Origin of the sequence: Pseudomonas sp. D3-27 (assembly GCF_051132165.1) — a bacterium.
Classification (GTDB): Bacteria; Pseudomonadota; Gammaproteobacteria; order Pseudomonadales; family Pseudomonadaceae; genus Aquipseudomonas.
This window is the reverse complement of record NZ_CP071667.1, coordinates 3,023,896-3,048,253: the sequence shown is the minus strand read 5'-3', so window position 1 is coordinate 3,048,253 and position 24,358 is coordinate 3,023,896. Positions and strand designations below refer to the sequence as shown.

Here is a 24,358-nt window from a genome sequence, read left to right as displayed (position 1 = left end):
CGCTTGTCCTCACCGCAGCGGAACGTACACATCGGTTTGCCATTGATCTCGTGGTGTCTCGGGATAGGCGCTCAGGTAGTGGAAAAACAGCGGCTGGTCACGAAGTTCCTCGCCGCTTGCGGGTAGCCATTCACGATAGATCGGATAGATCGTTTCGCCGATATGATCAGGCGATCCGGCGTGGCGGACCACTGCGTAGCGACCGCCGGGGATGACCATTGGCTGAACACCGAACGCGTTCGGCGCCACTTCCTCATCAATCTCGCCGCAGATCGCGAAGCGGAAGTCGTGTGGCGGTGTGGTGTCGGGGTTGCCGTAGGGAATGCCAAACGTACGGCTTGATGCCACGGGCGACTGCCCGCTACGCATACGCCATTCGATGAACCGGTCCACGCTTTCGCTGACGAGCCCGGCAGGGCCGCGATGTTCAAGCGCCGCAATCCTGACTTCAGGTAACTCGATGATTCGAACTTGCATAAAGATACTCCGTGAGAGATGGGGGATGGCAAACACCGTACTCCAGACCTGCCAGTTGGGTTTCTTCCTGAACGCGCTTGGCGCCATGCCGAACGCTCGGCCAAACGCTCGACAGAACGCCTCGGGGCTTTTAAAGCCCGCATCCAATGCGGCATCCAGTACCGAGTACCCAGCAAAGGCAACCAATTGATGTGCCGCGCGTCGTAGGCGCATCAGTTGCACATAACGTGAAACGGGCACGCCCATGAACGCCGTGAATTGTCGATGGAAGTGAAATACCGAGAAGTTCGCCACATCACTCAACGTTTTCACCGAGAGATCACCTTCGAGATTGGCGTCGATGTAGGCGAGGACGGCGTCGAAGCGTCTTTTATAGGTGGAGGTCTTTGGCAAGTCGGGCACGGATCAGGGCTCTTGGAAACGGGTCGGGCCTAGAGTCGACTATACGCCGCGAGCCCGCCTAGCCGCTTTTGCTAAAAGAACAGGCGGGGACTACGAACGCGGACGGCTGAAATTACCCCGCCCGCCATTATCACCGCGTGTTACGCGGGTCCGATATGCACGCGGTACCGGATATGTCGATCGAATCGGTCTTCCGGATTTTCATAGGCTTCCAGCTTTTCCAGGAAGCCTATGCGCTCAAGACCGGCCAAGTCCTCTAGCGTCCAGTCAAACGGGAAGTCGCCGGAGAACGTCTTGCCTTGATGTTCAACCCAGTGATTGACCGGGAAGGGCATGTAGCCGAGCCACTCTGATTGATAGGTGATTTCATCAGATTGGCTCGTGGTCACAACGGCTCGGATCAGCTTCTTGATAATTGCTAGGCGTTCGTCCATGGGTTTTTCGAACCTGGTTGCCGATATATCACTTCAGGCTGTTCTGAAAGAAACTCATCAACTTGTCAAACGGAATCAGATCGACCCGATCATAAAGATCCACATGCCCGGCCCCAGGGATGATCACCAGTTCCTTGGGCTGGCCGGCAAGTTTATAGGCCTCTTCGCTGAACTCCCTGGAGTGGGCATCGGCGCCGGCAATGAAGAGCATCGGATGAGGTGAAATGGTCTCGATGTCATTGAGCGGGTAGAAGTTCATGAACTTGATGTTGCTGGTGAGCGTGGGGTGCGTAGTCAAGTCCCTGGACGAGCCGGATGGCGTGAACTCGCCGCGTGGGGTGCGGTAGAAGTCGAAGAATTCGCGTTGGATAGGGTGGGTGTTTTCATCCAGCTTGTGCACCGTACCGCTGGTGTACAGCGTTTCACCGCCGGCGAACTCGACGTTACGCTGCTGCGTTGCCTGAGCGATGATGGCTCGGCGTTGATCGAGCGTCTGGGAATGCTTCAACCCGTTGCGATTGACGCCGCCCATGTCATACATGCTCACGGTGGCGATGGCCTTCATGCGCGGGTCGATCTTGGCGGCACTGATCACGAAGCTGCCGCTGCCACAGATACCGAGGGCGCCAATCCGTTCCTTGTCGACGAAAGGTTGGGCACTGAGATAGTCCACCGCCGCGCTGAAGTCCTCGGCGTAGATATCCGGCGAGACCGCGTTGCGTGGCCGACCCTCGCTTTCGCCCCAGAACGACAGGTCGAGAGAGAGGGTCACGAAGCCTTTTTCCGCCATCTTCGTGGCATATAGATTCGCGCTCTGTTCCTTCACCGCGCCCATTGGATGGCCCACGACAATTGCCGGATTGCTTGTCTTGCCGTTGAGTTTTTTCGGGATGAACAGGTTGCCTGCCACCTTCATCTGGTACTGGTTCCTGAAGCTGACCTTTTTCACGGTCACTTCGTCGCTGGTGTAGAAATTGTCTGCGCCGTTGGACATATCGGCTCCTATCGCTGAAAGAGACATGACGAAAAGCGTTAATAGGACGAGGATCTTTTTCATGGGTGGACCTGTCGATGCGGGTTATCAATCGTGGGAGAACGTCACTCGCACGGTGCCTGGGCCCAATGCCTGAGCGAGTCCCGAGGTGTCGTTCACGTGACCGAGGCGCGTATAGGCGTAGGTCGAGTCGAAATCCTTGTAGAACATGACCAGGGTGTCCTTGCCGTACAGCATCAGGTCGCCGTTGCGGATGGTTCCCGGCCTGCTCGCCGTGGCGGGCAGCGTTTGGGGGAGGGTGGCGTATTTCTCGTTGCGATTGAGATCGCTCATCTCCAGTGCCAGTGGCGATAGCGCGACAAATCTCTGGGCAGCGGCGTTGTCAGCCACGGTAATGGCGAAACGCTGTTCACCCACGGTCATCCACATTGCCGTTTTCTCCGTGAGGGAAGATGCCAACGCAGCACCGTTGAGCGTTGCGTGGTTGCCAAGTACGAGCATGACCAGCGGTAACACAAGCCGGCCCGACCTTATCGCCGTTGTGCAGGGGTTCTTTTTCATAGGGGCCATGGTGACCTGCGCACAGTAAAGCGACTAGCTAATGAATGCTTAACAAGGCTATAAGCAAAGCTAATCAAACTGCTTGAAGTGCTTTCGCCATGGTCAAAAGAAATCTCAACGATCTGCTGTCTTTCGTCACCGTGGCGAGGGAGGGCAGCTTCACCCGGGCTGCCGGCGCATTGGGCGTCACCCAATCGGCGCTGAGCCAGGCGATCAGTGGGCTGGAGGCACGCCTGCAGATCCGCCTGCTCACGCGCACCACCCGCAGCGTGTCGCCGACCATTGCGGGGGAGCGCCTGCTGCAGGCCATCGGCAATCGTTTCGATGAGATCGAAGCCGAGCTGGCTATGCTCACGGAAATGCGCGACAAGCCCGCAGGCATTGTTCGCATCACCTGCGGCGACCACGTCTTGCGCACCACTTTGCTGCCGAAACTGACTGGGTTGCTGCATGACTATCCGGACATCAACGTTGAATTTGACGTCAGTTACGGCTTCCGTGACATCGTCGCGGACCGTTTCGATGCCGGGGTACGCTTGGGCGACACCATCGACAAGGACATGGTGGCAGTGCCGATAGGTCCTGAATTGCGAATGGCTGCGGTGGCTGCGCCTGGTTACTTCGACACCCGCGCCATTCCCAAGAGCCCCCGCGACCTGCTCGGCCATCGCTGTATCAACCAGCGCATGCCGACTTCTGGCGGGCTTTATGTCTGGGATTTCGAGCGGCGCGGCAAGCAGGTCAACGTCCGAGTAGACGGCCAGCTCATCTTCAATACCTCGACCCACATCGTTGACGCCGCGTTGGCCGGACTGGGCATTGCGTACCTGCCCGAAGAGGAATTCGAACCGCACCTGGAGGCGGGCCGGCTGGTGCGCGTACTGGAGGATTGGTGCCCACCATTTCCAGGCTACTATCTGTACTATCCCAGCCGACGGCAGCCTTCGCCTGCCTTTACCCTGGTTGCCAATGCATTGCGCAACGTCTGAGAGTAAAACGCTACGCCAGTCAGCCGGAACCTATGCATCGTCTCAAGCGAGGTAGATCGATAGGTCATTTCGGCGCGAGTGTTTTGGTCAGGATGTGTTGCTTTTGTGGCGAGACGGGAGTCCTTTTTTCGCGGAGATCTGTGGGCTGATAAGAACTGTTGTTGCACTGAAACCGGGCGCTCCAATACCTCTAAAGAAACGTTACGGCTTGGAGAAAGCCGTAACGTTAGTGACTCATATACTAGTTCTTATGAGAATCTCGATATCCACCAAGTGATATAGGCTTCAAGGTGATTGTTTGACCATGATATGTATTTCAACCCTTGGTGGTTGGTCAGGTGTTTTACAGTCAGCGCCTCGGATTTACTTGCTGGATACCTTTCAAATACCGTATCTGAAGCTTTTGGGAAGTAGGAAATGGCAAATAATCGTCCATTTATAAAGCTGAATTGCGCGGATCCAGTATCGTTGTCTATTTTATAGTTGGATACTTCAAGTATTTTTAAAGAAAATTTTTTTCGTAGAAGGCCGCTGTTCTTTTCTGAGCTTTCTAGGATTACTGGCTTGTAGCCTTCCGCCTCAAGAAAGCTCAATGTCTGATCAACAAAGCTGCAGCTATTTAAGTTGTTTGTTAGCAGAGGTGGAGTGCCCTCGCAAGCAAGTTCAATGTTTACGGGTTCTTTGTATCTGAGTTGAAAGGCAGCAAAAAATACAACCGCTAGAGCAACCAATACTGCTGTTCTTTTCGATATTTTAAGAATGATGTTAATAGTATGCACCTTCAGAGCTTGCCTCTGTCCTTAAAATTCCATTGTTAAGAAATGTCATGCAGCTTTGGGGGCAGTTTTCCGGGGGGTTGTTGCCCTTGGCTGCGCATATACCTGCTTGGTTGTTAAAATCATCCATGGCTCTTTCGCTGGGATTTTGTCCAAAATTGGATATTTCATTTGCCCAGCCTGCGAACTGGCTTACTGTTTCTCCCCAGTTCGATGAGGCGATCATGCAGGATGCAACACAATGTCTATACGCATCTTGAGGCCCATTGTGCATGCCAGGTAATTTACTATTTTGCGCTTCGGTTTCAGCTTTTGTGGACCACTCAAAAATAGATTCCAAGCCTAATGGGTCAACCTGTTTTAGCGGATTGCCATTTACATAGCTGTAGGTGTTCAGTCCGCCCGCCAACCCAATCGGATCACTCTGCACATAGCGTCCAGTTTTAGGGTCGTAATCACGAAAATAGTTATAGTGGAGTCCAGTCTCGACATCGTAGTACTGACCGGGAAAGCGCAGATTGATCTCCAGTTGTCCGCTGGCTTCCTTTGTACCAAATGCATCGGAAACCCATTCCCATACCTTGGTCCGCGCTGCGTTCGTTGCGATTCGAGGTGTGTTGAGGTGATCGCTATGGAGGTAGAACGGGGTGCTGTTTGCTGGCGCGCCTGTTGCGCCGTAGCTCATACTGATCCCGCCCAAGGGCACCCCTTCGAGCCAGATATAAAACTGACTTTTCAGCTTCTTGCCATGCTTATCGAATAAATGCTCGCCAAGGAGTTCGCCATTTAATCCGTAGATGAACGTTGTCGTGCCTTGAGGGGTGATTTTCTGGCTGCGTTGGCCGAGAGCGTTGTAGCGGAACCGAGCCTTGATAACCCCCTTGATTTTCACTTTGCTCAGGCGATTCTGCTCGTCGTAGGAAAACTGACGATTAGCGCGGTCTGCGGTCAGGTTGCCTGCCGCGTCGAAGTCTACCGAGTGGGTGCCTGCCTGCGTCAACCGATTGTTGCTCGCCCCATACCGATAAGACGTGCCAGCGGTGATACGTAACTCGCCGTCAATCAAAGTGCTGAGCTCTTTTCGGGTGCGGTTCCCCGCCGGATCATAAACGTAAGTCATCCGGTTGAAAGCAGTAGATTCCCCTATCAGGCGATCCAGTGAGTCATAGCTGTAGCCATGGTTGTCGACTGAGTCGCGTTGCAATTGAGTCATGTTTCCCTGGCCGTCGTAAGTATAGGTCTTGCTCTGGCCCGCAACGGTTTGAGCGGTCAGCCGGTAGTCCAGATCGTAGGTACGTTGAAGCGTAGCCCCGTTGGCCCAGGTCAGGTTTTTAAGCGGACCGAAAGGTTGATACGTGATGTGACTGGCAAATGCGGTTGGCTGCCCTGTGCCGCGCCGGATCTGCACTTGGCTGATTTGTCCTGCGGTGTTGCGTGAGTAGACGATGCCAAAATCCGCCGGATAGTCGATGCTGCTCAATCGATTGGCGACATCGTATCCATAGCCGATTTGTTCTGGCTGAGTGGCTGTGTTTGCAGGCGCTGTTTGCCGCTGGGCTGTAACGTTGCCTTGGGCGTCGTAGGTGTAATTCAGCACCCCGTTGACATCCTCCACGGCTGTCAGTCGGCCGATGCCTTTGTTACCGGCGGCAATCGAATCGTAGTGGAACTGAACGTCCAATGCCGGGTTCGTCGAATAGCGGCGGGCGGTCAGGCGATTGAGCGCATCGTAGGTAAAAGTCGTGACCACACCACGCGCGTCCACCTGTTGCGTCACGTTGCCTGCGGCATCGTGCTGGTAGTGAGTGGCGCCGCTGTCAGGGCTGTTCACCCGCGTCAGGTTGCCCAGGCCGTCGTATTGATATTGAGTGGCCACACCACGTGGGTCGCGGACTTGCGTGAGGTTATGTTGAACGTCGTACTCAAGTTGAGTGATGCCATTAAGTGGGTCAGTATTCGTCACCAATCGGTTCAGTGAGTCAAAGGCCCGTTGGTGACTGTGATTGCGGGGGTTGGTCCGCGCGATGGGATTATCGTTGAGGTCGTACTGTGCCAGGCTTGTCTGGCCGGCCGCACCCACTGAGCGCAGCAAGCGCCCCAGTTCGTCATACACCCATTGATGTTGTTTGGTCAGATTACCCGTCTTGTCCTTGATCCGTACCGCAGTCCGGTTCCCCATCGGATCGAGATCAAATTCGATCTGTTCCCCTGCGTTATTGGTCACTCGAATAAGCCGTCGTGCATCGTCCCAGGTGTAAGTCGACCAGCTCTTGTCTGCGCGAATTATCTTGATGACGTCCCCCACGGCGTTGTGTTCGAGGCGAACAGTGCCGGTAGCGGTACTCAACGACTTCATCCAGCCTTGTGGGGCATAAGTCAGGTTTGTAATAACACCATTGGAATCGACAACTGTCTTAGGGTAGCCAGCGACGTCGAAGTTGGAAAATGCGGTGGTATGCCCAAGCGCGTTGATAACGCGTGCCAGACGTCCTTTGGCATCGTATTCATAGCGGGTAATGTCACTTACATCTGTTCGGGGGCCATCTGACGACTCCAGCTGCCCCTGGGTATTATAGGTGAACGACCAGCCACGTTCGGCAGCTTGGCAATGAGGAAGGGTGGTAATGGTTCCGCCCAAAGCGAGAGCGAACAGAGCCACCCTGCATGTCCATGTGTTCATATTCAGATCCTTCTGAATTAACGTGAAATGATTGTTTTACTGAGCTGCCGCCCTTGAGAGTCGTAGGTGTATTGAATGGAGCGATCCGGTTCGTTGATGCGCACTGGGGAATACAGCGTCGGGTGCCATTCGGTGGTGGTCGTTTTCGCTTGAGAAGTGCCGCTCGCCTCCGTTCGAGAGGTTTCCAGGCCACGGTCGTTGTAGATATAAGTGGTTATATTGCCATTGTTGTCTGTATTTTTTGTCAGCAGACCGTGGGTGTCGTAGGTGAAAGTTGAGTTGCTGTTGGGACAGTTTGCTGAAGGAAGACCCGCAATCGATTTGATACGTTTGACGCCTTGAATCAATTCAAATTGATATCGGGTTTTTTTACCCAGTGCGTTGATTACCGTTGATGATCCATCAGGGTTGTAGTGGACTGAGATGTTTTCTATGCCGGCTGCGTGTTCACTCGTAACGGCCCGCCCTTGATCATCATAACTCCATGTTGCATAACGTACCCCGCGCGCATCAATAACGCCGGTCAGCAGCCTGCTATCTTTCGGGTCTTCGTAGATGTATTGTTTATTCTCTGTGTGGGTCGGATAGGCGCTGGTCATGGAAGTCAGTTGTTTGTATTTGTTATAGGTATAGACAATTTTTACGCTGTTCGTAGTCAAGGTAAGAGGTTGTTTTAATGTGTCCTCGGTGAATTGTAAGGTGTTGCCAGAACTATCGGTGACGGTCGCAACGTTGCTTAAATAGCCAATGTTCAGCGCGCGACCTGATTTGATAAGCGCAATTAATCTTCCGCTGCTATCAAATTCAAGAGAACGATCATCGTGGGCCTGGTAGTTCCACCGGTCCGACTGATATACGAGCCTTCCTGTTTCGGGTGGCCTAGCCTCATAAGACGCTCCCTTTTTATCAAAAAAGGATCGACTTCCATCATGATGAACTAGCGTGATCAAGTTTTTTTCGAGGCTGAGCCTGGATGAATAGCTATGCCGCCATACTCCGTCAATGCTTCTGTAGAATCTTGAAAAGTGGAGTGGGTTTGCGCTTGGGTGTGAATGCACACTTGAGTAATCGTTTTCTTTTTGTATTTTGTAACCTGTCGCGAAATTTATTGGATTTCCCGCCAGGCTCAGGGGGCAGCCACTGTCGACGCCTTGAGTCTCGCATTGGCCTGAAGTCTTATTGAATTGTTGGCTTTCGACGCAAGTGTTGCCGCTGCGGAAAATGGATCCCGCGCCATAAGAATCGTTTAAGGGATCCTTGCCATATATCATGTGGCAATGCCAGATGTGATCGTCCTCCGTTGCCGCCGCTGGTGTGTAATTCCAGATTTCGCCATATTCTTTATGTAACCATCTACAAGCCAATTCCGGCGAGGGCTGTCGCTCTTGCAGGTGTTCCGGGAATTGCTCAATCGTCCAGTAATACTCTTCTGCCAACGTATTGAAGCTTGCCGTAAGTGACGTAAGCAAAAAGAAGTGCGTAAAAAGTTGTTTGCATGGCATTCCAGGGTCCTTCTGGTATCAGATTGTTGTTCTCCTAAAGGATGGCGGGATTGATCGCTGTGAAACGATACATATATAGGGTGTTTGTTACTTCATGTTGTGATCCAGCAAAGCAGCCGCCACGCTGACAGTCAGGAAAACGGCCAATAGCCACCGATCGCTGTGCGTCGCCTACAATCATTTGTGCATTTGACCTCCTGTGGACGCAGGACAACTTTTCACCCCTGGTCGCTTTCAGAACACGTTTAGTCGTCCATGTGCAATCGCCACCCCCCGGGAGTGGCAAGCTGTGAAGATGCCCCGGACCCAGTGCGCCAAAGACATTTGGCCGGCGAGCAAGAATGGCGATCGGATTTGCCACGTAACCGTGACGTGGGCCGCACGCCGCAGCCAAGACTCCGAACGGCCACCGCCACGCGGCGCTGTCGTTCGAGATGCCGAGGTACGTTTATGCCTGATGAGACGCTTCACCTGCCTCTGATTCACGACGTGCTGGCGCGCAAGAAGGACACCCCCGGTGCCTTGTTGCCCATCCTCCATGCCATCCAGGAAGGGTGCGGGTACGTTCCCGACACCGCCGTCCCTGAAATCGCCCATGCCCTCAACCTCAGCCAGGCTGAAGTGCGCGGGGTGATCAGCTTCTACCATGACTTTCGCACCACGCCACCGGCGCGCCACACCCTGCGCCTGTGCCGGGCCGAGTCGTGCCAGAGCATGGGGGCCGAGGGGCTGGCTGCGCAGTTGCGCGAACAGCTTTCGCTGGATGACCACGGCACCAGCGCCGATGGAGCGATCAGCCTGCGACCCGTCTATTGCCTGGGCGCCTGCGTCTGTTCGCCGGCCCTGGAGCTGGACGGGGAACTGCATGCGCGGCTGACCCCGGAGCGCCTGCGCCAATTGGTGAATGGCTGCCTGGAGGATGGCCCATGCTGACCCTCTGCATTCCCCGTGATTCAGTGGCCCGCGCCGTCGGTGCGGACAAGGTGGCCGATGCGTTGGTCCGCGAGGCCGAGCGGCGTCAATGGCCCTTGCAGGTGTTGCGCACCAGTTCCCGTGGGCTTTATTGGCTGGAACCGTTGGTGGAGCTGGACACACCTGAAGGACGCTTGGGTTTTGGCCCGGTCACGGCCCAGGACGTACCGGGCCTGCTCGACGCGCTGGCGGGTGATCCTGGTAGCCATCCATCGGCATTGGGATTGGTTGAGCACATTCCCTACCTCAAGAGCCAGCAACGCCTGTTATTTGCCCGTGCCGGCATCACTCAACCTTTGTCCCTGGATGACTACCGCGCCCGGGGCGGGTTCCTTGGCCTGGCCCGGGCGATCCAGACGGATGGCGCCGAGGTGGTCGCCCAGGTGCTCGACTCCGGCCTGCGTGGCCGGGGTGGGGCGGCTTTCCCGGCGGGCATCAAGTGGCGCACCGTGCGCGACGCTCCGGGGCCGCAGAAGTACGTGGTATGCAATGCCGACGAAGGCGACTCCGGCACCTTTGCCGACCGCATGCTGATGGAAGGCGACCCGTTCCTGCTGATCGAAGGCATGATTATCGCCGGCATCGCCGTCGGCGCGACGATGGCTTACATCTACGTGCGCTCGGAGTATCCGGACGCCGTCAGCACCTTGAACGAAGCACTGCGCATCGCCCGCGAGGCCGGTTACCTGGGAACCGATGTGGCCGGCAGCGGCCGCGCCTTCGAGCTTGAAGTCCGGGTTGGCGCCGGCGCCTATATCTGTGGTGAGGAAACGGCGATGCTCGAATCCCTCGAAGGCAAGCGCGGCACGGTGCGCGCCAAGCCGCCGCTGCCGGCGTTGCAGGGCCTGTTTGGCTTGCCGACGCTGGTGCACAACGTGGTGACGCTGGCCTCGGTACCGGTGATCCTGGAGAAGGGCGCGCAGTTCTATCGCGATTTCGGCATGGGTCGTTCCCTGGGAACCATGCCGTTTCAATTGGCCGGCAACGTGCGTCGCGGCGGCCTGGTTGAACGGGCGTTCGGCCTGAGCCTGCGCGAATTGGTGGAAGAATATGGCGGCGGCACCGCTAGCGGTCGTCCGCTGAAGGCCGCGCAAGTCGGCGGGCCGTTGGGCGCCTGGGTGCCGCCAGCGCAGTTCGACACGCCATTGGACTACGAGGCGTTCGCCGCCATGGGCGCAATGCTCGGCCACGGTGGCGTGGTGGTCGCCGATGACAGCCTGGACATGGCCAGGATGGCCCGGTTTGCCTTGCAGTTCTGCGCGGAGGAATCCTGCGGCAAATGCACGCCGTGCCGCATCGGCTCGACCCGTGGCGTCGAGGTGGTGGATCGTCTGCTCGCCAGCACCGATGCCCATGCCCGTCAGGACCAGGCGCTGTTGCTGCAAGACCTGTGCGACACGCTGCAATACGGCTCGCTTTGTGCCCTCGGTGGGATGACGTCCTACCCCGTCGCCAGCGCCCTCAAGCATTTCCCCGCCGACTTCGGTCTGGCGACCTCGGAGGCCGACCAATGATCACCATTTTCGATCCAGCCAGCGACATCGACCTGGGCACCCCGGCCCGCGAAAGCGACGTGCAGGTCAGCCTGACCATCGACGGGCGCGAAATCAGGGTTCCGTCCGGTACCTCGGTGATGCGCGCGGCGGCCCTGGTCGGCACCACCATCCCCAAACTGTGCGCCACCGACAGCATGGAAGCCTTCGGCTCCTGCCGCATGTGCCTGGTGGAAATCGACGGCATGCGCGGCTATCCGGCCTCGTGCACGACGCCGGTGACCGACGGCATGGTGGTCCGCACGCAGACGTCCAAGCTCGCCACGCTGCGCCGCAACGTGATGGAACTGTACATTTCCGATCACCCGCTGGACTGCCTGACATGCCCGGCCAACGGCAACTGCGAGCTGCAGACCGTGGCGGGACAGGTGGGTTTGCGTGAGGTGCGCTACGGCTACGAAGGGGCCAATCACCTGGCCGAAGCCAAGGATGTGTCCAACCCGTATTTCGATTACGACCCGAGCAAGTGCATCGTCTGCAGTCGCTGCGTGCGCGCCTGCGAGGAAATCCAGGGCACCTTCGCCCTGACCATCAGCGGGCGCGGCTTCGACTCCCGAGTAGAAGCGGCTGGCGGCGAGAACTTCCTCGATTCCGAATGCGTGTCCTGCGGCGCCTGCGTCCAGGCCTGCCCGACGGCCACACTGATCGACAAAAGCGTCGTGGAGATCGGCCAGCCGGAACGCAGCGTTGTCACCACCTGCGCCTATTGCGGCGTGGGTTGTTCGTTCCGCGCCGAGATGAAAGGCGAACAACTGGTGCGCATGGTCCCGGACAAGAACGGCCAGGCCAACCACGGCCACTCCTGCGTCAAGGGCCGCTTCGCCTGGGGCTATGCCACGCACCCGGACCGCATCACCAAGCCGATGATCCGCAAGCACATCAGCGACCCGTGGCAGGAAGTCAGCTGGGATGAGGCGGTCACCTACGCCGCCAGCGAACTGCGGCGCATCCAGCTCAAGTACGGGCGCGATTCCATCGGCGGCATCACCTCCAGCCGTTGCACCAACGAAGAAACCTACCTGGTGCAGAAACTGGTGCGCACCGCGTTCGGCAACAACAACGTCGACACCTGCGCCCGGGTCTGCCATTCGCCGACCGGCTATGGCCTCAAGCAAACCTTGGGCGAGTCCGCCGGCACGCAGAATTTCGACTCGGTGATGAAGGCCGACGTCATCCTGGTGATGGGCGCCAACCCTACCGATGCACACCCGGTGTTCGGCTCCCAGCTCAAGCGTCGCTTGCGCCAGGGCGCACGTCTGATTGTCATCGACCCACGGCGCATCGACCTGGTGGATTCACCCCACGCCCGCGCCGAGCTGCATTTGCAACTGCGTCCAGGCACCAATGTGGCGATGCTCAACGCGTTTGCCCATGTGATCGCCACCGAGGGCTTGATTGACCAACCCTTTGTCGAGGCCCGTTGCGAGGCGACGGATTTCGCTCGCTGGCGCGATTTCGTCAGCCTGCCGGAAAATGCCCCCGAAGTCCTCGGCCCTGTCTGCGGCGTGCCTGCCGAGCAGATCCGCGCCGCCGCAAGGGTCTACGCCACGGGCGGCAACGCAGCCATCTATTATGGCCTCGGCGTCACCGAACACAGCCAGGGCAGCACCTCGGTGATGGGCATCGCCAACCTGGCCATGGCCACCGGCAATATCGGTCGCGAAGGCGTCGGGGTGAACCCGTTGCGTGGGCAGAACAACGTCCAGGGCTCTTGCGACATGGGCTCCTTTCCCCACGAACTGCCCGGCTACCGGCACATCTCCAACGAAACGGTGCGCGCCCAGTTCGAACAGGCTTGGAACGTGACCCTGCAACCCGATCCGGGCCTGCGCATCCCGAACATGTTCGAGGCGGCGCTGGACGGCACCTTCAAGGCGCTTTACTGCCAAGGCGAGGACATCGCCCAGAGCGACCCCAATACCCAGCACGTCACCGCTGCCCTGACCGCCCTTGAATGCGTGATCGTCCAAGACATCTTCCTCAACGAAACGGCCAAGTTCGCCCACGTGTTCCTGCCGGGCAGCTCGTTTCTGGAAAAGGATGGCACCTTCACCAATGCCGAGCGCCGCATCTCCCGCGTGCGCAAAGTGATGGAGCCGTTGGCCGGCAAGGCCGATTGGGAAGCCACCGTCGCCCTGGCCGATGCCCTGGGCTACAAAATGGACTACCGCCATCCCTCGGAAATCATGGATGAAATCGCCCGTTTGACGCCGACCTTCAGCCGCGTCAGCTACGCCGAACTGGAGCGTCATGGCAGCCTGCAATGGCCGTGCAACGACGCCGCGCCGGACGGCACGCCGACCATGCACATGGAGGCATTCGTGCGGGGCAAAGGGCGTTTCATGCTCACCGGCTACGTGCCCACCGACGAGAAGGTCAACGGCCGTTATCCGCTATTGCTGACCACCGGGCGCATCCTCAGCCAGTACAACGTCGGCGCCCAGACCCGGCGCACCGATAACGTCGCCTGGCACGAGGAAGATCGCCTGGAAATCCACCCGACCGACGCCGAGAACCGCGGTATCGCCGAAGACGATTGGGTCGGCATCAGCAGCCGCGCCGGGCAGACCGTGCTGCGGGCCAAGGTCACCGAGCGGGTGGCGCCGGGCGTGGTCTACACCACGTTCCACTTCCCCGAATCCGGCGCCAACGTGATCACCACCGACAACTCTGACTGGGCCACCAACTGCCCGGAATACAAGGTCACGGCGGTGGAAATCGTGCGGGTCAGCCAGCCTTCGGAATGGCAGAAGCGTTACCAGGCCTTCAGCGACGAACAACGCCGCTTGCTCAAGGAACGCCGTCAAGGGGAAAAGGCCGAGGTGCGTCGATGAGCGCTCAGAACCTGATCAAAATGGCCAACGAGATCGCCCGGTATTTCGCCACCGAGCCTGACCACGCCCTGGCGGTGAACGGCGTTCGGCAACACATCAAGAACTTCTGGACACCAGGCATGCGCCGGGACCTGGGGGCTTGGCAGGAGAAATATCCGGATGCGGTGCTGCATCCGTTGGTGTTGGCGGCGTTGAAAGAGCCGGAGGGAGCCACTTAAGCAAAACTATCTGTGCCCCTGTGCCCCTGTGCCCCTGTGGCGAGGGGATTTATCCCCGCTCGGCTGCGCAGCAGTCGTAACCAGTCAGCACGGTTCATTAGATGCAACGCGGTGCCTGGTATGGGGTTGCTGCGCAACCCAGCGGGGATAAATCCCCTCGCCACAGTATTATGAGATGGCTCAGGTTTGGGGGTGTTGTGCGGCCCAGTGTTTCATCTCTTCAGCAATAAAATGATTCACCAGATCGCTGTACATCTTCTCGATGGCATCCGGGCTCAGTCCCTCGGCCTCGGCCCATTCCCGTCGAGTCGCCAGCATCGCCTTGAAGCGCTCCGGGGCGCGTACCGACGTGGCCGATGTCTTGAACTTCGACGCCGCGAGCACGTACTGGAAGCGTTTGCCCAGCAGCTTGATGACGGCTTGGTCGAGGGTATCTATTTCCTGGCGGATTTCTTCCATGCCGGTGCATTGCGCAGGGGATAGCTGGTTTTTTGCTTCCATTCAGGTTTATTCCATTTTTGGTAGATGGCCTATTTGCTGTGGCAGCTTACTCGGAGTATTGGCTTTACAGCCGGCCTGGATGTTTTTGGGTTTGGAGTCACCGACCTGACTCTTACGGTCATACGCCGATCCATTGTGGGAGCGAGCCTGCTCGCGAAAGCGGTGGGTCAGCTTGCATCTGCATTCGCTGTGCGCCGCCTTCGTCGGAACGCCGCCCGGAGCAAGCCCGCTCCCACAGTGGGGTCAGCCTTCGAGACCGCGTTGTTCGATGACGCCGAATACGTCTGTCGCGTCTTGCACGAGGATCCGGGCAACGTTGGTCAGGGTGTTGATGTCGCTGGTGGAGGAGTCGCGCAGGCTGGAGCAGGCCACCAGGGTCAGGAAATCGAGCGTGGCGTGCAGGCGTTCGCTGACGCAGGCGTGAAGATCGGGCAGTGGGGCGCGGCTGTCGATCAGTAGGACGGGGTGGGTGGTGGCGGTTTGGGTTAGGGGGGTGTAGCGGGGTAACGGTTGATCAGCTGTCATGAGATTACTTCCTTCAATAAAAGAAATGCCCCCTTTTCGCTGCGAAACAAATGGGTGGCAGTTGCGCGCAGGTTCGCAGACCGAGGAAGGAAGACCCGGCAGACCCGAAAGTCTCCCGCACGCAACCGCCATAAAATGAAAGCGGGCAAGTTTGCCTGAATTTCACTCAACGGTGCATTTCCTTTGCTATCGGGCTGCGAAACCCAGTCACTGACGAAAGCCAGCGACGCCCCAACTATAGAAGCCGATCCCACCCCCCACAACCGACCTGTAGGACGCCCCCATCCCCGTGGCGAGGGAGCTTGCTCCCGCTCGGTGGCGCAGCCGCCGCAAAACCGGGCGCTGCGGTGTGTCTGGAGAAATGGAGTCGCTGATGTGGGGCCGCTTCGCAGCCCAGCGGGAGCAAGCTCCCTCGCCACGGGTCGTCATTTCCTACGAGATTTTCGGACCGCAAAATCGCGCCACATATCCTGTCATCCAAGGCGCTTCACATCTCGGTGATGCTGACCGACAATGCCCGCTCTGCTCCGGGGTAGTTCAGCGGTAGAACACCTGGCTCTTAACCGGGTGGGCGCTGGTTCGAATCCAGCCCCCGGACCCATTATTCGCAGGGTCATCAACACGCATGCTCAAGGACGACACTGAATCTGACGGAATACACGACATTGGCGTGGGCTATGCGGCCTTCCAATTGTCCAAGGCACTCGGCGCCCAAAGCGCCGATCCCGAGCCAGAAGCCCAGGCCAAAGTGGCTCAGCGGATCGCCCGTTGGCAGCAGGTGTTAGCGCACGCCGCGCAGGGGACTCTGCGGTACGGCGCCCGGATGCCGATAGCCGATATTCCTGTCTGGGTGACGTTGGAAGTTGCCACGGGCGGATTTGCCACGGGGCAGCTGCTGGCCGGTGGTGAGCTGAATGAGCACGAGCAAGCGCTGGCTGCATCGATCCCGGGCATCCGTTCCGGCTTCGAACGTCTGGACCTCAATGCGCGGTATCTGACGGATGAAGGGCTCGACGTATTGCGGAGCTATCTGGCGACGGGTAATTACCGTGTCGACGTTCCGGAGGAGTCGGCCCTGCTGGGCGTTGCGTGGCTGCTGGACCAACGTCAAGTGGATGAAGCCTGGGCACTTATCGAGACCATCACCCCGTTCTTCGATCGGCTGCGCTTCTTTCCATCGCCTTGTGCAAAACCGCAATCTTCTTCGGCGCAAGTCCATGTCTTCAATGTCGGTGATATTCGCCAGCGGCTCTTGAAGTTGCGGGCTCAGCCACGACTGGCGGTCCAGAAGCAGGTCATTGAAATCTGCCTGCCGCTGTACGACGCCGCTGTCTCCCATTTCCTTTTGACTTACCAGGACGAGTGGCCGTGCCGGGTTTATCCCGAGGGCTGGCCCGAAAAGGCCGCTTCGCTTTGCACGCGTTTCTATGCGTTCCGCGATGCCGAAGGGCACACCATTGGCGCTTCTAAACCACGCCTCTCGGAACTGTTCGCACTGCTCGAACAGTGCTCTGGCGATCCAAGCTCGCTGACAGGCCGGCAAGTCGGCCGGGTTCGTCAGATCGTTGGAGATTTCGTGCGCAAGCATGGTCTGCCCGACTCCAGCGTTCAACGTGAGTACCGGTCAAGACAGTGCGAGGATGTAGCCGCGCCGGGGCATCACGTGCTCGCCAAGGCGGTTGCCAAGCGAATGGAGCGTTATCCGGCCGATGACGGCGTCTCGGACCTGACGCCCTTGCTTGAGCCGATCACCGCAGAGGAGGCAGCCGTATTCGCCCTTGCCGACGGGGCTGACCTTCCGAAGTCGATTCGCCAGCGCGTGGAGCGCTGCGGTAGCGGTACGATTGCCGAACTGATCGAACGCGGCTTGATTACGTCGGGCGACACCGTCGCGCGGGTATTGCCGGCGATGACCGCTGACATACGTAGCGCCGGGTTTCCCGACCCGATACTGGGCAATCTCTATGCGGCGACTTATCGTGCTTTTCGCCGACGCCGCTCGTTGTTATTGGTCGATCTTCAAAGCCAGGTCAGGCTGGACGAGTTGCCCTGGGTGGCGCTCATGGAAGGCCAGCGTCAACGTCATTCGCTCGACGCGGACATCGCTCGCCAGGCGCTTATCGAGGCATCAGCGCTGACGCTGACTGCCTTTCCCCAGGCGATCCTGCCCAACAAGCTGCTCAAGGAACTGCGTACCCTCGCCGAAACAGCGGGGCTGGATCTGCCATTCGTGGACGAAGTCGCTTCGGACATCTTCATGGGCGAGTTTTCCAACAAGTTCATCGACGCCGCCAGGCGGGCGGGCAGGGCGCTGACCGGTACCCTGTACGCCCGTTACTACGATATCGATACCCCTATGCTGGCGACGCTTCCCGACAAACCCAAGTCGAGATCGAGCCAACCCTTCTGGCGACGTTCGTCAACAAGCACCGACGCCTTGACGACCTTGTGCGCGCGGCGGGCAAACGCAGAGCTGGGTACCTGGCGTCCCGCAACCAACGGCACCATCATCGAACAGCAGCAGATTTTGACTACGCAGAATCTCTCGATGCTGTTCTGCGAACTTGATCTGAAAACGTTGTTGTATCCGCGCTTGAACGCACTCGTCCAGGCCTGTTTCGAATGGATCTGCAGACGCCAGCAGATGCGTATCGAGCACTATCACGGGCGCTTGATCATGCTCAAGAACACGGCGTATGCCTGGCGCCAGATGATTTTTTACCTGTCGATGCTCGACGAATCCGAAAGGGGGTCGGCTATCGAAGGCATCGAAGCGCATTTCGTTAGCCAGCCGGCTGCTTTTCAGGAGAAGTTTCGACCTGTGATGGTTGGGCTGCGCCTTGCAGCAGCGGGACGTCGCTTGCCGCAACAGAATCGAACCATTGAAGGTGCACGCGTTTTCCTGGGGTGGACGACGGAGTCGCATTGGTTGCGATAAGACGTGCACTGACGAAGGGCAACCCGGCTGGAAGATTGCCCTGCTCATCGCAAGGCACTAGTTGCTTAACGGTAGTCCCGGAAAAACCCCCGAATATCCTCCGCCAACAACTCAGGCTGCTCCAACGCCGCAAAATGACCGCCCCGAGGCATCTGCGTCCAGCGCTGAACGTTGTAGCCTCGCTCCACCCAGCTTCGTGGTGGCAGCGGCAACTCCCTGGGAAACAGCGCGACCCCCAGCGGTGGTTTTACCCGCTCACCGCTGTTGATCAGCAGGGGCCGGCGACTGCCTTCCACATACGGGCGAAACGACGAACCGATGCAGTTCGTCAGCCAGTAAAGCGTCACATTCGTCAGCAGCCATTGGCGATCGATTGGAGCGCTCGGATCGCACCACGACAGAATTTTTTCGCCCATCCAGGCCAGCAATCCAGCAGGTGAGTCGTTCAAGCCCACGGCCAGGCTTTGCGGCTTGGTTCGCTGGATATGCGCATAGGCACCTTCGGCTTCGCTGAACGCCGTGGCGCGTTGCAGGAATGCGGTTTCCTCTTCGCTCAGAGGCGGGTCGGTTTCGCCGAGGGGCGGGCGGTACGCGCCGGGAATGTAGTTGAGGTGGATACCGGTCAGACGCTCGGCAAAGCGCAAGCCCAACCAACTGGTGACAGCCGCGCCGACATCGCCGCCCTGGGCACCGAACCGCTCGTAACCCAGCCCGGTCATCAGCTCGCTCCATAACCCGGCCACTTCATAAGGCCCGCACCCGGTTTGCATGAACGGCGCCGAAAAGGTGTAGCCCGGCAAGGACGGTACCACCACATCAAAAGCATCGGCCGGGTCGCCGCCATGGCTGGCGGGGTCCGTCAGCAGCTCGATGATGCGCTGCATCTCGATGAACGAGCCGGGCCAGCCGTGGGTAAGCACCAGCGGCATCGGATTGGGCCCGATGCCGCGCTGGTGGACGAAGTGAATCTCTTGCTCGCCCAAGGTGGCGACGAAGTGCGGCAGGCGATTGAGCGCCGCTTCCTGGGCCCGCCAGTCGAAGTTTGTCGACCATTGGGCGAGCAGATCGCGCAGCACGTCCGCGTCCATGCCTTCGCTCCAGCCCACGCCGGCCAAGGGCTCTGGCAACCGGGTGCGACGCAGGCGATCGTGCAAGTCGTCAAGCGCGCTGTCAGGGACGGCGATGGAGAAAGGTCGGACGAACATGTTTTGCTCCAGACGGGTGGTTTATTGAATTTATCAGACCGCCGTCGAGTCTTTGAAAAATGGACACCGCAACGGATCGGCGACCAGTCGCTGCCTGCCGACGTATTCCATTACCTCAGACAGCTGACACCAGCTAAGGACGGACAATGACCTTCTTTATTTTTCTCATCGCCTGCTGTGCTGCTGCGAGTACTGGCGTCATTTTCAAACCGGGCCAATGGTACGAATCCCTCGTCAAACCCAGCTTCACACCGCCCAACTGGATGTTCCCGGTGGCCTGGTCGATTATTTACCTGCTGCTTGCCTGGGCAGGGTACCGCTTGAGCCTGATACCGGGAAGCCAGTTGGTCTTGGCGCTGTGGGCGGCGCAAATTGCGCTCAACACGTTATGGACGCCGGTGTTTTTCGGGGCGCATCAGATTCTCGCCGGCATGGTGATCATCGCGTTGCTCTGGCTCGTGGTGGCGGCGATGGTGGTGTTGGCACTGCGTTTGGATGTGATCACCGGGCTGATCCTGTTTCCCTACCTGGCGTGGCTATGCGTGGCTGCTGCGCTGAACTTCTCCATCTTGCGCAACAACCGTTGACGAGCTTGTTGAAACGCTAATCCCCCACACGAATATGCGGCGTAACGGACATCCCCACCCGCAGCTTCCTGGCAGCGGGCTGGTCGGGGGCAATGTGGATTCGTACCGGCAGGCGCTGGACGATCTTGGTGAAGTTCCCGGTCGCGTTGTGTGGCGCAACGGCCGAATAACTCACGCCACTGGCCGGTCCCAGGCTTTGCACCGTGCCTTGCAACGCCTCGCCCGGCAATGCGTCCACTTCGATGTCCACCACCTGTCCGGTCTCAACCCGCGCCAGTTGCGTCTCGCGAAAGTTCGCGGTGATGTAGACGGCGTCGAGCGGGACGATGGCCAGCAACGGTTTGCCCGCATTGACGAACGCACCGACCCGTACCGATTTCTGCCCGATCATGCCGCTGATCGGTGCCGTGATCCGGGTGTAGGACAGCTGCAGTTGCGCGATGGATTGCGTGGCCTCGGCATGGGCGAGGGTCGCCACGGCTTTTTCCAGGTCGGCCTTGAGGATTTCGACTTGTTGCCGGGCAGCTTGCAGACCCGCCTCGCTCTTGTCCCGGCGTGCCTGCTGGATGCTCAGTTGCGCTTCGGCCTGTTGCCGTGCCTGCACGGTGCCCGAGCCGTCATTGGCCAGGTTGCGATACCGCGTCTGGTTGGCAGTCGCCAACTTGACCGCGGCCTCGTCTGCCGCCAGCGCAGCCTGGGCCTGGCGAATGGCGGTGGCCTGCCGGGCCAGGTGTGCCTGCAAGCTGGCGATACCGGCCCGGGCACTGGCGACCTGGGCTGTCGCCGCGCTCAGCGCCGCCGCGAAATCACGGTCGTCGATGGTCGCCAGCAAGTCGCCCTTGGCCACCGGTTGGTCGTGTTCGACCCATACCGAAGCCACCGTGCCCGACACTTGCGGCGCTACCGTGGTGAAGTCGGCGTGGACATAAGCATCGTCGGTCGACTGGATGGCGGCAGCCGACTCGGGTCGGTTGAGGTAGGCGGCCCCGCTGATCGCCACGGTGAGCAGCAATGCAATGATGAGCTTGGCTTTCTTGGGTAATGCCATGATGGGTCACCGATGGGAGGAAGAAGGGGGCGAGGCGGCCCGTATGACCGGGGCAGGGATGAAGCTCAGGCGCAGCACCAGCGGAATCAGCAGCACGGCCAGTGCGCCCAGGACGCGGTAGGCGTCGGCGATAGACAGCACCAGCGCCTGCCCGCCGATGAGCATCATCAGTTGCTGTGGATCGGGCATGGACGGCAAGGCGCCGCCCACCATGGCCGTGTGGTCCAGCAGCATTTCCGAGTGGAAACGTGCGCGCAATACCATCAACTGCCCGACCAGCGCAGCGCCGGCCAGGGACCCGAAGGCGCGCACTGTATTGATGGTGCCGGAGAAAAAAGGCCCCTCGGCAGGCTGCACCACGCTGGTAATCAGAAACAGCATCGACACCACGGCCATGGGTTGCCCCAGCGATTGCAGCGTTTGCGCCAAGACGAATTGTTCGCGGTTCCAGTCGCTGGTCAATTGCGCGCCACACAGGCACGCCAGGGCAATCAGGCACAACCCCGCGGCGAAGACCAGGCGCGCATCGACCCACTTCTGGTAGAGCAGCAGCGCCACCAGGGGGCCCAGGATCAACTGCGGCAGCGCCACGATCAGGCCAATGGAGGCCATCTGGAAGGGCCGATAATCCTGGAGCGTGGCCAGATAGCTGGCGGGCAACAGCGAGCTGGACATCAGCACCACCAGCAAGCAGAGAAACAAGGTGCAGCCCAGCCCCAGGTTGCGGCGCCCCAGGACTTGCAATTTGATGAAGGGCGAGGGGTGATACCACTCGGTCAACAAGTAGATCACCAGCAATGCCAGGCCGGCCAGCAGCGAGGAGGTGACCAGCGGCGAATTGAACCAGTCCAGGCGCGTGCCTTGGTCCAGTGCCACCGTGATCAGGCCGAAGGCCGGCACCGCGAATGCCATGCCCAGCCAGTTGGCATGCCCGAAACGCTGGGGTTGGATGGGTTCTTTGGGCAATCCCCAGCCAATCAATGCCGCAGCGATACAGGCCAGCGGAATAATCTGCCAGTACACCCAGCGCCAGTCCTGCAGGCCATCTGTCCAATGGCCGGCCAGCCAGATGGACAGGTTGGGCGCGAAGGTGGCGGTCATGGCATACAACGCCAACCCATACAGCCGTATCGATGGCGGCAAGAATTTCAGCGCAGCCATCATCAGCAAGGGGATCGTCATGCCACTGGCGAGGCCTTGAACAAAGCGCAACGCCAGCAGCAGGTCCAGGTCCCGGATGAAGGGCAATATCGCCGCCAGCGCGGTACAAGTGCCCAACACCCACAGTTCGAGGCGGCGGACCGAAAGCGTCATGGCAAACCAGGCCGCAAAGGGCATCGCGATCAGCTCCCCGGCGCTGTGCGCCGTGGTGAGCCAGGAGGCGTCGTCCAGGCCGAAGCCCAACGCGCCCCTCACGTCCGCCAGGGCCAAAGCACCGACGCGGATGTTCAGTCCCGCCATCATTGCCGCCAGGAAGATGCCCAGCAGGCCGACCAACGGCCGCTTCGAGGCCCCGGCGTGGGGCGCTTCGCTGACAGCGACGGCGGCCGTCGGCAAGGCCATGCTGTTCATCGAACCTGCTCCGGATCCCAGCCGCCGCCCAGGGATTTGTACAGATTGACCACGGTGAGGGTGGCGTTGGTCGCGCTGGTGTTGAGGTGGGTCTGGCTGGCCAACAAGTTGAGTTGCGCCGTGAGGACGCTCAGATAGTCGGCGGCGCCTTGTTGATAGCCACGCTCCGCCGCGTCCAGTGCCTCCCTGTTCTGTTCGTACGAAACCTGCAGCTCGTCGTGCTGGCGCCGTTGAGCAGCCCAGGCGTCCAAGGCATTGTCTACCTCGTGCCAGGCTTGCAGCACGGTCTGGCGATAGGCGAGGGCGGCGGTTTTTTGCCGCGATTCGTTCAGGGCCAAGCGCTGCATCAGGCGGCCACCCTCGAAGATGGGCAGGTAGACGGTCGGCCCGACCGAAAACATCCGCGAGTCCCAACTGGTGAGGTCGCCGCTGTCGAAAGCCTCCACGCCGATGCGGCCTTTCAAGCCGATACGCGGATAGAAATCAGCCTTGGCCACGCCGATAGCCGCCGTGGCAGCGTGGAGTTGCGCCTCGGCGCGCAGGATATCCGCGCGCCGGTGGGCCAGTTCCGACGGCACGCCCAGCGGAATGCGTGCAGGCAGCGACGGCAGGGGCATGGCCTGGCGCAGTTGCGCATCGAGGGCTCGCGGTTGTTCACCCATGAGCAGGGCAAGGGCGTTCATCTGGGCGTTACGACGCTGGGCCAGCTCGGGAAGCAGGGCTTTGACCGTCGCCAACTGCGCGCGGGCCGATGAGGTTTCGAAGCGTGTCGCCACGCCGTTGCGTTCGCGGCTTTCGGCCAGGGCCAGGGTGCGTTCGGCAACCGCTTGGTTCTGCCGGGCAATGTCCAGTTGTGCCTGGGTCCCGCGTAACTGCAGATACGTGCGCGCCACTTCGGCGGCCAGCGCCACCCTTACGGCTTCGCGATCGTACAGCGAGGCCTGGACTGTCGCCTCGGCACCTTCGCGCGAACGTCGGGCCCGGCCCCAGAGGTCGATTTCCCAGTTCGCATCGAAACCCAGCTGCCAGAAATTGCTGGGATCGGTGGGAGCCCCCAGGGCGGCGAATTTGCCATGCTCGCTTAGCCCCTCGCGGGCGTAGCTGGCGTTGGCGCCGACAATGGGCAACAGCTGCGACGCGACGATGCCCAGCCGTGCGCGGCTTTGCTCGATGCGTTCGGCGGCCATTTGCAAGTCAAGGTTTCCCTCCAGCGTGCGCGCCAGCAACTGGGTGAGCAGGGCGTCATTGAACAGCCGCCACCATTGCATGGGCACGGCCGCAGTGGAGGAGCGAGGCTCGCCGTGGTGTTCCTGGCGGGGCGTCAGTTGCGCGGCGTCCAATCCGTTTTCAGGCCTGATGAAATCCGGGCCCACCATGCAGCCCGCCAGGCAAGCAGCGCCAAGCGCCGCGGTGATGGCGGGGAAGCGAGAGCGTAGGTACTGGGGTAATTCGTCGAAGCCTGACATAGCCAGATCCCCGCAATGTGCGGCGTCAGCCGAAGAGCCTCCGCCATGGGGTCGATAGATTCGTGACCCCATGTTATCGACGGGTTGCCCCAGGCACACTTCTACCTCGGTTCAGCGAAACCAT

The 24,358-nt window shown here is 59.5% G+C and carries 20 protein-coding genes and 1 tRNA gene; 8 read left to right on the top strand and 13 right to left on the bottom strand.

The genetic code is table 11. The annotated features are described in order from the left end of the window. Positions 1 to 9: 9 nt before the first annotated feature. The 4 genes from J3P92_RS13870 to J3P92_RS13855 form a co-directional block, all read right to left on the bottom strand. Positions 10 to 879 carry an AraC family transcriptional regulator gene (locus J3P92_RS13870; RefSeq protein ID WP_434647613.1) on the bottom strand — a complete coding sequence of 290 codons (870 nt, stop codon included), beginning with the start codon at positions 877 to 879 and terminating at the stop codon, positions 10 to 12. 140 nt (positions 880 to 1,019) lie between these two features. Then, complete coding sequence (locus tag J3P92_RS13865; protein ID WP_434647610.1) at positions 1,020 to 1,313, bottom strand: hypothetical protein; 294 nt, start codon at positions 1,311 to 1,313, stop codon at positions 1,020 to 1,022. A gap of 28 nt (positions 1,314 to 1,341) precedes the next feature. After that, positions 1,342 to 2,370 (bottom strand): alpha/beta hydrolase, encoded by a 1,029-nt coding sequence (locus J3P92_RS13860; protein WP_434647607.1) that lies wholly within the window; start codon positions 2,368 to 2,370, stop codon positions 1,342 to 1,344. A gap of 24 nt (positions 2,371 to 2,394) precedes the next feature. Next, a complete protein-coding gene (locus tag J3P92_RS13855) occupies positions 2,395 to 2,736 on the bottom strand; it encodes a cyclophilin-like fold protein (protein ID WP_434647604.1) in 342 nt (113 codons plus the stop codon). Positions 2,737 to 2,966: 230 nt separating this feature from the next. Between J3P92_RS13855 and J3P92_RS13850 the strand changes: the two genes are divergently transcribed. After that, positions 2,967 to 3,857: a LysR family transcriptional regulator gene (locus J3P92_RS13850; protein ID WP_420763801.1), complete on the top strand. Its 891-nt coding sequence runs from the start codon at positions 2,967 to 2,969 to the stop codon at positions 3,855 to 3,857. 248 nt (positions 3,858 to 4,105) lie between these two features. Here the strand turns inward: J3P92_RS13850 and J3P92_RS13845 are convergent, their stop codons facing one another. Genes J3P92_RS13845 through J3P92_RS13835 form a run of 3 tightly spaced genes read right to left on the bottom strand, consistent with a single transcriptional unit; the run spans position 4,106 to position 8,815 of the window. Beyond that, positions 4,106 to 4,636 carry a hypothetical protein gene (locus tag J3P92_RS13845; RefSeq protein ID WP_434647600.1) on the bottom strand — a complete coding sequence of 177 codons (531 nt, stop codon included), beginning with the start codon at positions 4,634 to 4,636 and terminating at the stop codon, positions 4,106 to 4,108. Beyond that, the gene (locus J3P92_RS13840) at positions 4,623 to 7,313 is read right to left on the bottom strand and encodes an RHS repeat-associated core domain-containing protein (RefSeq protein ID WP_434647598.1); all 2,691 of its coding nucleotides are present in this window, start codon (positions 7,311 to 7,313) and stop codon (positions 4,623 to 4,625) included. The genes J3P92_RS13845 and J3P92_RS13840 overlap by 14 nt, the downstream gene beginning before the upstream one ends. Before the next feature lie 17 nt (positions 7,314 to 7,330). After that, positions 7,331 to 8,815 carry an RHS repeat domain-containing protein gene (locus J3P92_RS13835; protein WP_434647595.1) on the bottom strand — a complete coding sequence of 495 codons (1,485 nt, stop codon included), beginning with the start codon at positions 8,813 to 8,815 and terminating at the stop codon, positions 7,331 to 7,333. Positions 8,816 to 9,265: 450 nt separating this feature from the next. Between J3P92_RS13835 and J3P92_RS13830 the strand changes: the two genes are divergently transcribed. The 4 genes from J3P92_RS13830 to J3P92_RS13815 are packed head-to-tail and all read left to right on the top strand — an operon-like array spanning position 9,266 to position 14,392. Then, complete coding sequence (locus J3P92_RS13830; protein WP_420763805.1) at positions 9,266 to 9,748, top strand: formate dehydrogenase subunit gamma; 483 nt, start codon at positions 9,266 to 9,268, stop codon at positions 9,746 to 9,748. After that, positions 9,742 to 11,301, top strand: a complete 1,560-nt coding sequence (locus J3P92_RS13825) for a formate dehydrogenase beta subunit (protein ID WP_434647593.1) — start codon at positions 9,742 to 9,744, stop codon at positions 11,299 to 11,301. The genes J3P92_RS13830 and J3P92_RS13825 overlap by 7 nt, the downstream gene beginning before the upstream one ends. Further along, complete coding sequence (gene fdhF, locus J3P92_RS13820) at positions 11,298 to 14,174, top strand: formate dehydrogenase subunit alpha (RefSeq protein ID WP_434647591.1); 2,877 nt, start codon at positions 11,298 to 11,300, stop codon at positions 14,172 to 14,174. Before J3P92_RS13825 ends, fdhF begins: the two co-directional genes overlap by 4 nt. After that, entirely contained in the window at positions 14,171 to 14,392 is a 222-nt protein-coding gene (locus tag J3P92_RS13815; protein ID WP_434647588.1) for a formate dehydrogenase subunit delta, read from the top strand. The genes fdhF and J3P92_RS13815 overlap by 4 nt, the downstream gene beginning before the upstream one ends. A gap of 180 nt (positions 14,393 to 14,572) precedes the next feature. On the opposite strand, the gene J3P92_RS13810 is transcribed toward J3P92_RS13815, so the two are convergent. Together J3P92_RS13810 and J3P92_RS13805 are read right to left on the bottom strand one after the other, a co-directional pair. After that, on the bottom strand, positions 14,573 to 14,893 hold the full coding sequence (locus tag J3P92_RS13810) for an isochorismate lyase (protein WP_434647585.1): 321 nt from the start codon (positions 14,891 to 14,893) through the stop codon (positions 14,573 to 14,575). 243 nt (positions 14,894 to 15,136) lie between these two features. Continuing rightward, the gene (locus J3P92_RS13805) at positions 15,137 to 15,418 is read right to left on the bottom strand and encodes a fructose-bisphosphate aldolase (protein WP_434647582.1); all 282 of its coding nucleotides are present in this window, start codon (positions 15,416 to 15,418) and stop codon (positions 15,137 to 15,139) included. 526 nt (positions 15,419 to 15,944) lie between these two features. Here J3P92_RS13805 and J3P92_RS13800 point away from each other — a divergent pair. Then, positions 15,945 to 16,019 (top strand) — tRNA-Lys (locus J3P92_RS13800). Between the two features lie 24 nt (positions 16,020 to 16,043). Further along, positions 16,044 to 18,356, top strand: coding sequence for a hypothetical protein (locus J3P92_RS13795; protein WP_434647580.1), 2,313 nt, complete (start codon positions 16,044 to 16,046; stop codon positions 18,354 to 18,356). A gap of 65 nt (positions 18,357 to 18,421) precedes the next feature. Here J3P92_RS13795 and J3P92_RS13790 read toward each other — a convergent pair whose 3' ends face one another. Next, on the bottom strand, positions 18,422 to 19,561 hold the full coding sequence (locus J3P92_RS13790) for an epoxide hydrolase family protein (protein WP_434647577.1): 1,140 nt from the start codon (positions 19,559 to 19,561) through the stop codon (positions 18,422 to 18,424). 146 nt (positions 19,562 to 19,707) lie between these two features. Here J3P92_RS13790 and tspO point away from each other — a divergent pair, with 146 nt between their 5' ends. Next, positions 19,708 to 20,148: a tryptophan-rich sensory protein TspO gene (tspO, locus tag J3P92_RS13785; RefSeq protein WP_434605905.1), complete on the top strand. Its 441-nt coding sequence runs from the start codon at positions 19,708 to 19,710 to the stop codon at positions 20,146 to 20,148. Positions 20,149 to 20,164: 16 nt separating this feature from the next. Here the strand turns inward: tspO and J3P92_RS13780 are convergent, their stop codons facing one another. From J3P92_RS13780 to J3P92_RS13770, 3 genes are read right to left on the bottom strand one after another with little or no spacing between them, the layout of a single operon-like run. Next, on the bottom strand, positions 20,165 to 21,196 hold the full coding sequence (locus J3P92_RS13780; RefSeq protein ID WP_434647574.1) for an HlyD family secretion protein: 1,032 nt from the start codon (positions 21,194 to 21,196) through the stop codon (positions 20,165 to 20,167). Between the two features lie 6 nt (positions 21,197 to 21,202). Further along, positions 21,203 to 22,768: an MFS transporter gene (locus J3P92_RS13775; RefSeq protein ID WP_434647571.1), complete on the bottom strand. Its 1,566-nt coding sequence runs from the start codon at positions 22,766 to 22,768 to the stop codon at positions 21,203 to 21,205. Next, positions 22,765 to 24,234 (bottom strand): efflux transporter outer membrane subunit, encoded by a 1,470-nt coding sequence (locus J3P92_RS13770; protein WP_434647568.1) that lies wholly within the window; start codon positions 24,232 to 24,234, stop codon positions 22,765 to 22,767. The genes J3P92_RS13775 and J3P92_RS13770 overlap by 4 nt, the downstream gene beginning before the upstream one ends. Positions 24,235 to 24,358: the final 124 nt, after the last annotated feature.

What these genes read in the sequence shown, in the direction of transcription:
- J3P92_RS13840 (WP_434647598.1), bottom strand. Translation starts at nt 7,313, where the DNA reads ATGAACACATGGACATGCAGGGTGGCTCTGTTCGCTCTCGCTTTGGGC.
- J3P92_RS13835 (WP_434647595.1), bottom strand. Translation starts at nt 8,815, where the DNA reads ATGCCATGCAAACAACTTTTTACGCACTTCTTTTTGCTTACGTCACTT.
- tspO (WP_434605905.1), top strand. Translation starts at nt 19,708, where the DNA reads ATGACCTTCTTTATTTTTCTCATCGCCTGCTGTGCTGCTGCGAGTACT.
- J3P92_RS13860 (WP_434647607.1), bottom strand. Translation starts at nt 2,370, where the DNA reads ATGAAAAAGATCCTCGTCCTATTAACGCTTTTCGTCATGTCTCTTTCA.
- J3P92_RS13815 (WP_434647588.1), top strand. Translation starts at nt 14,171, where the DNA reads ATGAGCGCTCAGAACCTGATCAAAATGGCCAACGAGATCGCCCGGTAT.
- J3P92_RS13790 (WP_434647577.1), bottom strand. Translation starts at nt 19,561, where the DNA reads ATGTTCGTCCGACCTTTCTCCATCGCCGTCCCTGACAGCGCGCTTGAC.
- J3P92_RS13830 (WP_420763805.1), top strand. Translation starts at nt 9,266, where the DNA reads ATGCCTGATGAGACGCTTCACCTGCCTCTGATTCACGACGTGCTGGCG.
- J3P92_RS13805 (WP_434647582.1), bottom strand. Translation starts at nt 15,418, where the DNA reads ATGACAGCTGATCAACCGTTACCCCGCTACACCCCCCTAACCCAAACC.
- J3P92_RS13795 (WP_434647580.1), top strand. Translation starts at nt 16,044, where the DNA reads ATGCTCAAGGACGACACTGAATCTGACGGAATACACGACATTGGCGTG.
- J3P92_RS13825 (WP_434647593.1), top strand. Translation starts at nt 9,742, where the DNA reads ATGCTGACCCTCTGCATTCCCCGTGATTCAGTGGCCCGCGCCGTCGGT.
- J3P92_RS13780 (WP_434647574.1), bottom strand. Translation starts at nt 21,196, where the DNA reads ATGGCATTACCCAAGAAAGCCAAGCTCATCATTGCATTGCTGCTCACC.
- J3P92_RS13770 (WP_434647568.1), bottom strand. Translation starts at nt 24,234, where the DNA reads ATGTCAGGCTTCGACGAATTACCCCAGTACCTACGCTCTCGCTTCCCC.
- J3P92_RS13855 (WP_434647604.1), bottom strand. Translation starts at nt 2,736, where the DNA reads ATGTGGATGACCGTGGGTGAACAGCGTTTCGCCATTACCGTGGCTGAC.
- J3P92_RS13775 (WP_434647571.1), bottom strand. Translation starts at nt 22,768, where the DNA reads ATGAACAGCATGGCCTTGCCGACGGCCGCCGTCGCTGTCAGCGAAGCG.
- J3P92_RS13850 (WP_420763801.1), top strand. Translation starts at nt 2,967, where the DNA reads ATGGTCAAAAGAAATCTCAACGATCTGCTGTCTTTCGTCACCGTGGCG.
- J3P92_RS13810 (WP_434647585.1), bottom strand. Translation starts at nt 14,893, where the DNA reads ATGGAAGCAAAAAACCAGCTATCCCCTGCGCAATGCACCGGCATGGAA.
- J3P92_RS13865 (WP_434647610.1), bottom strand. Translation starts at nt 1,313, where the DNA reads ATGGACGAACGCCTAGCAATTATCAAGAAGCTGATCCGAGCCGTTGTG.
- fdhF (WP_434647591.1), top strand. Translation starts at nt 11,298, where the DNA reads ATGATCACCATTTTCGATCCAGCCAGCGACATCGACCTGGGCACCCCG.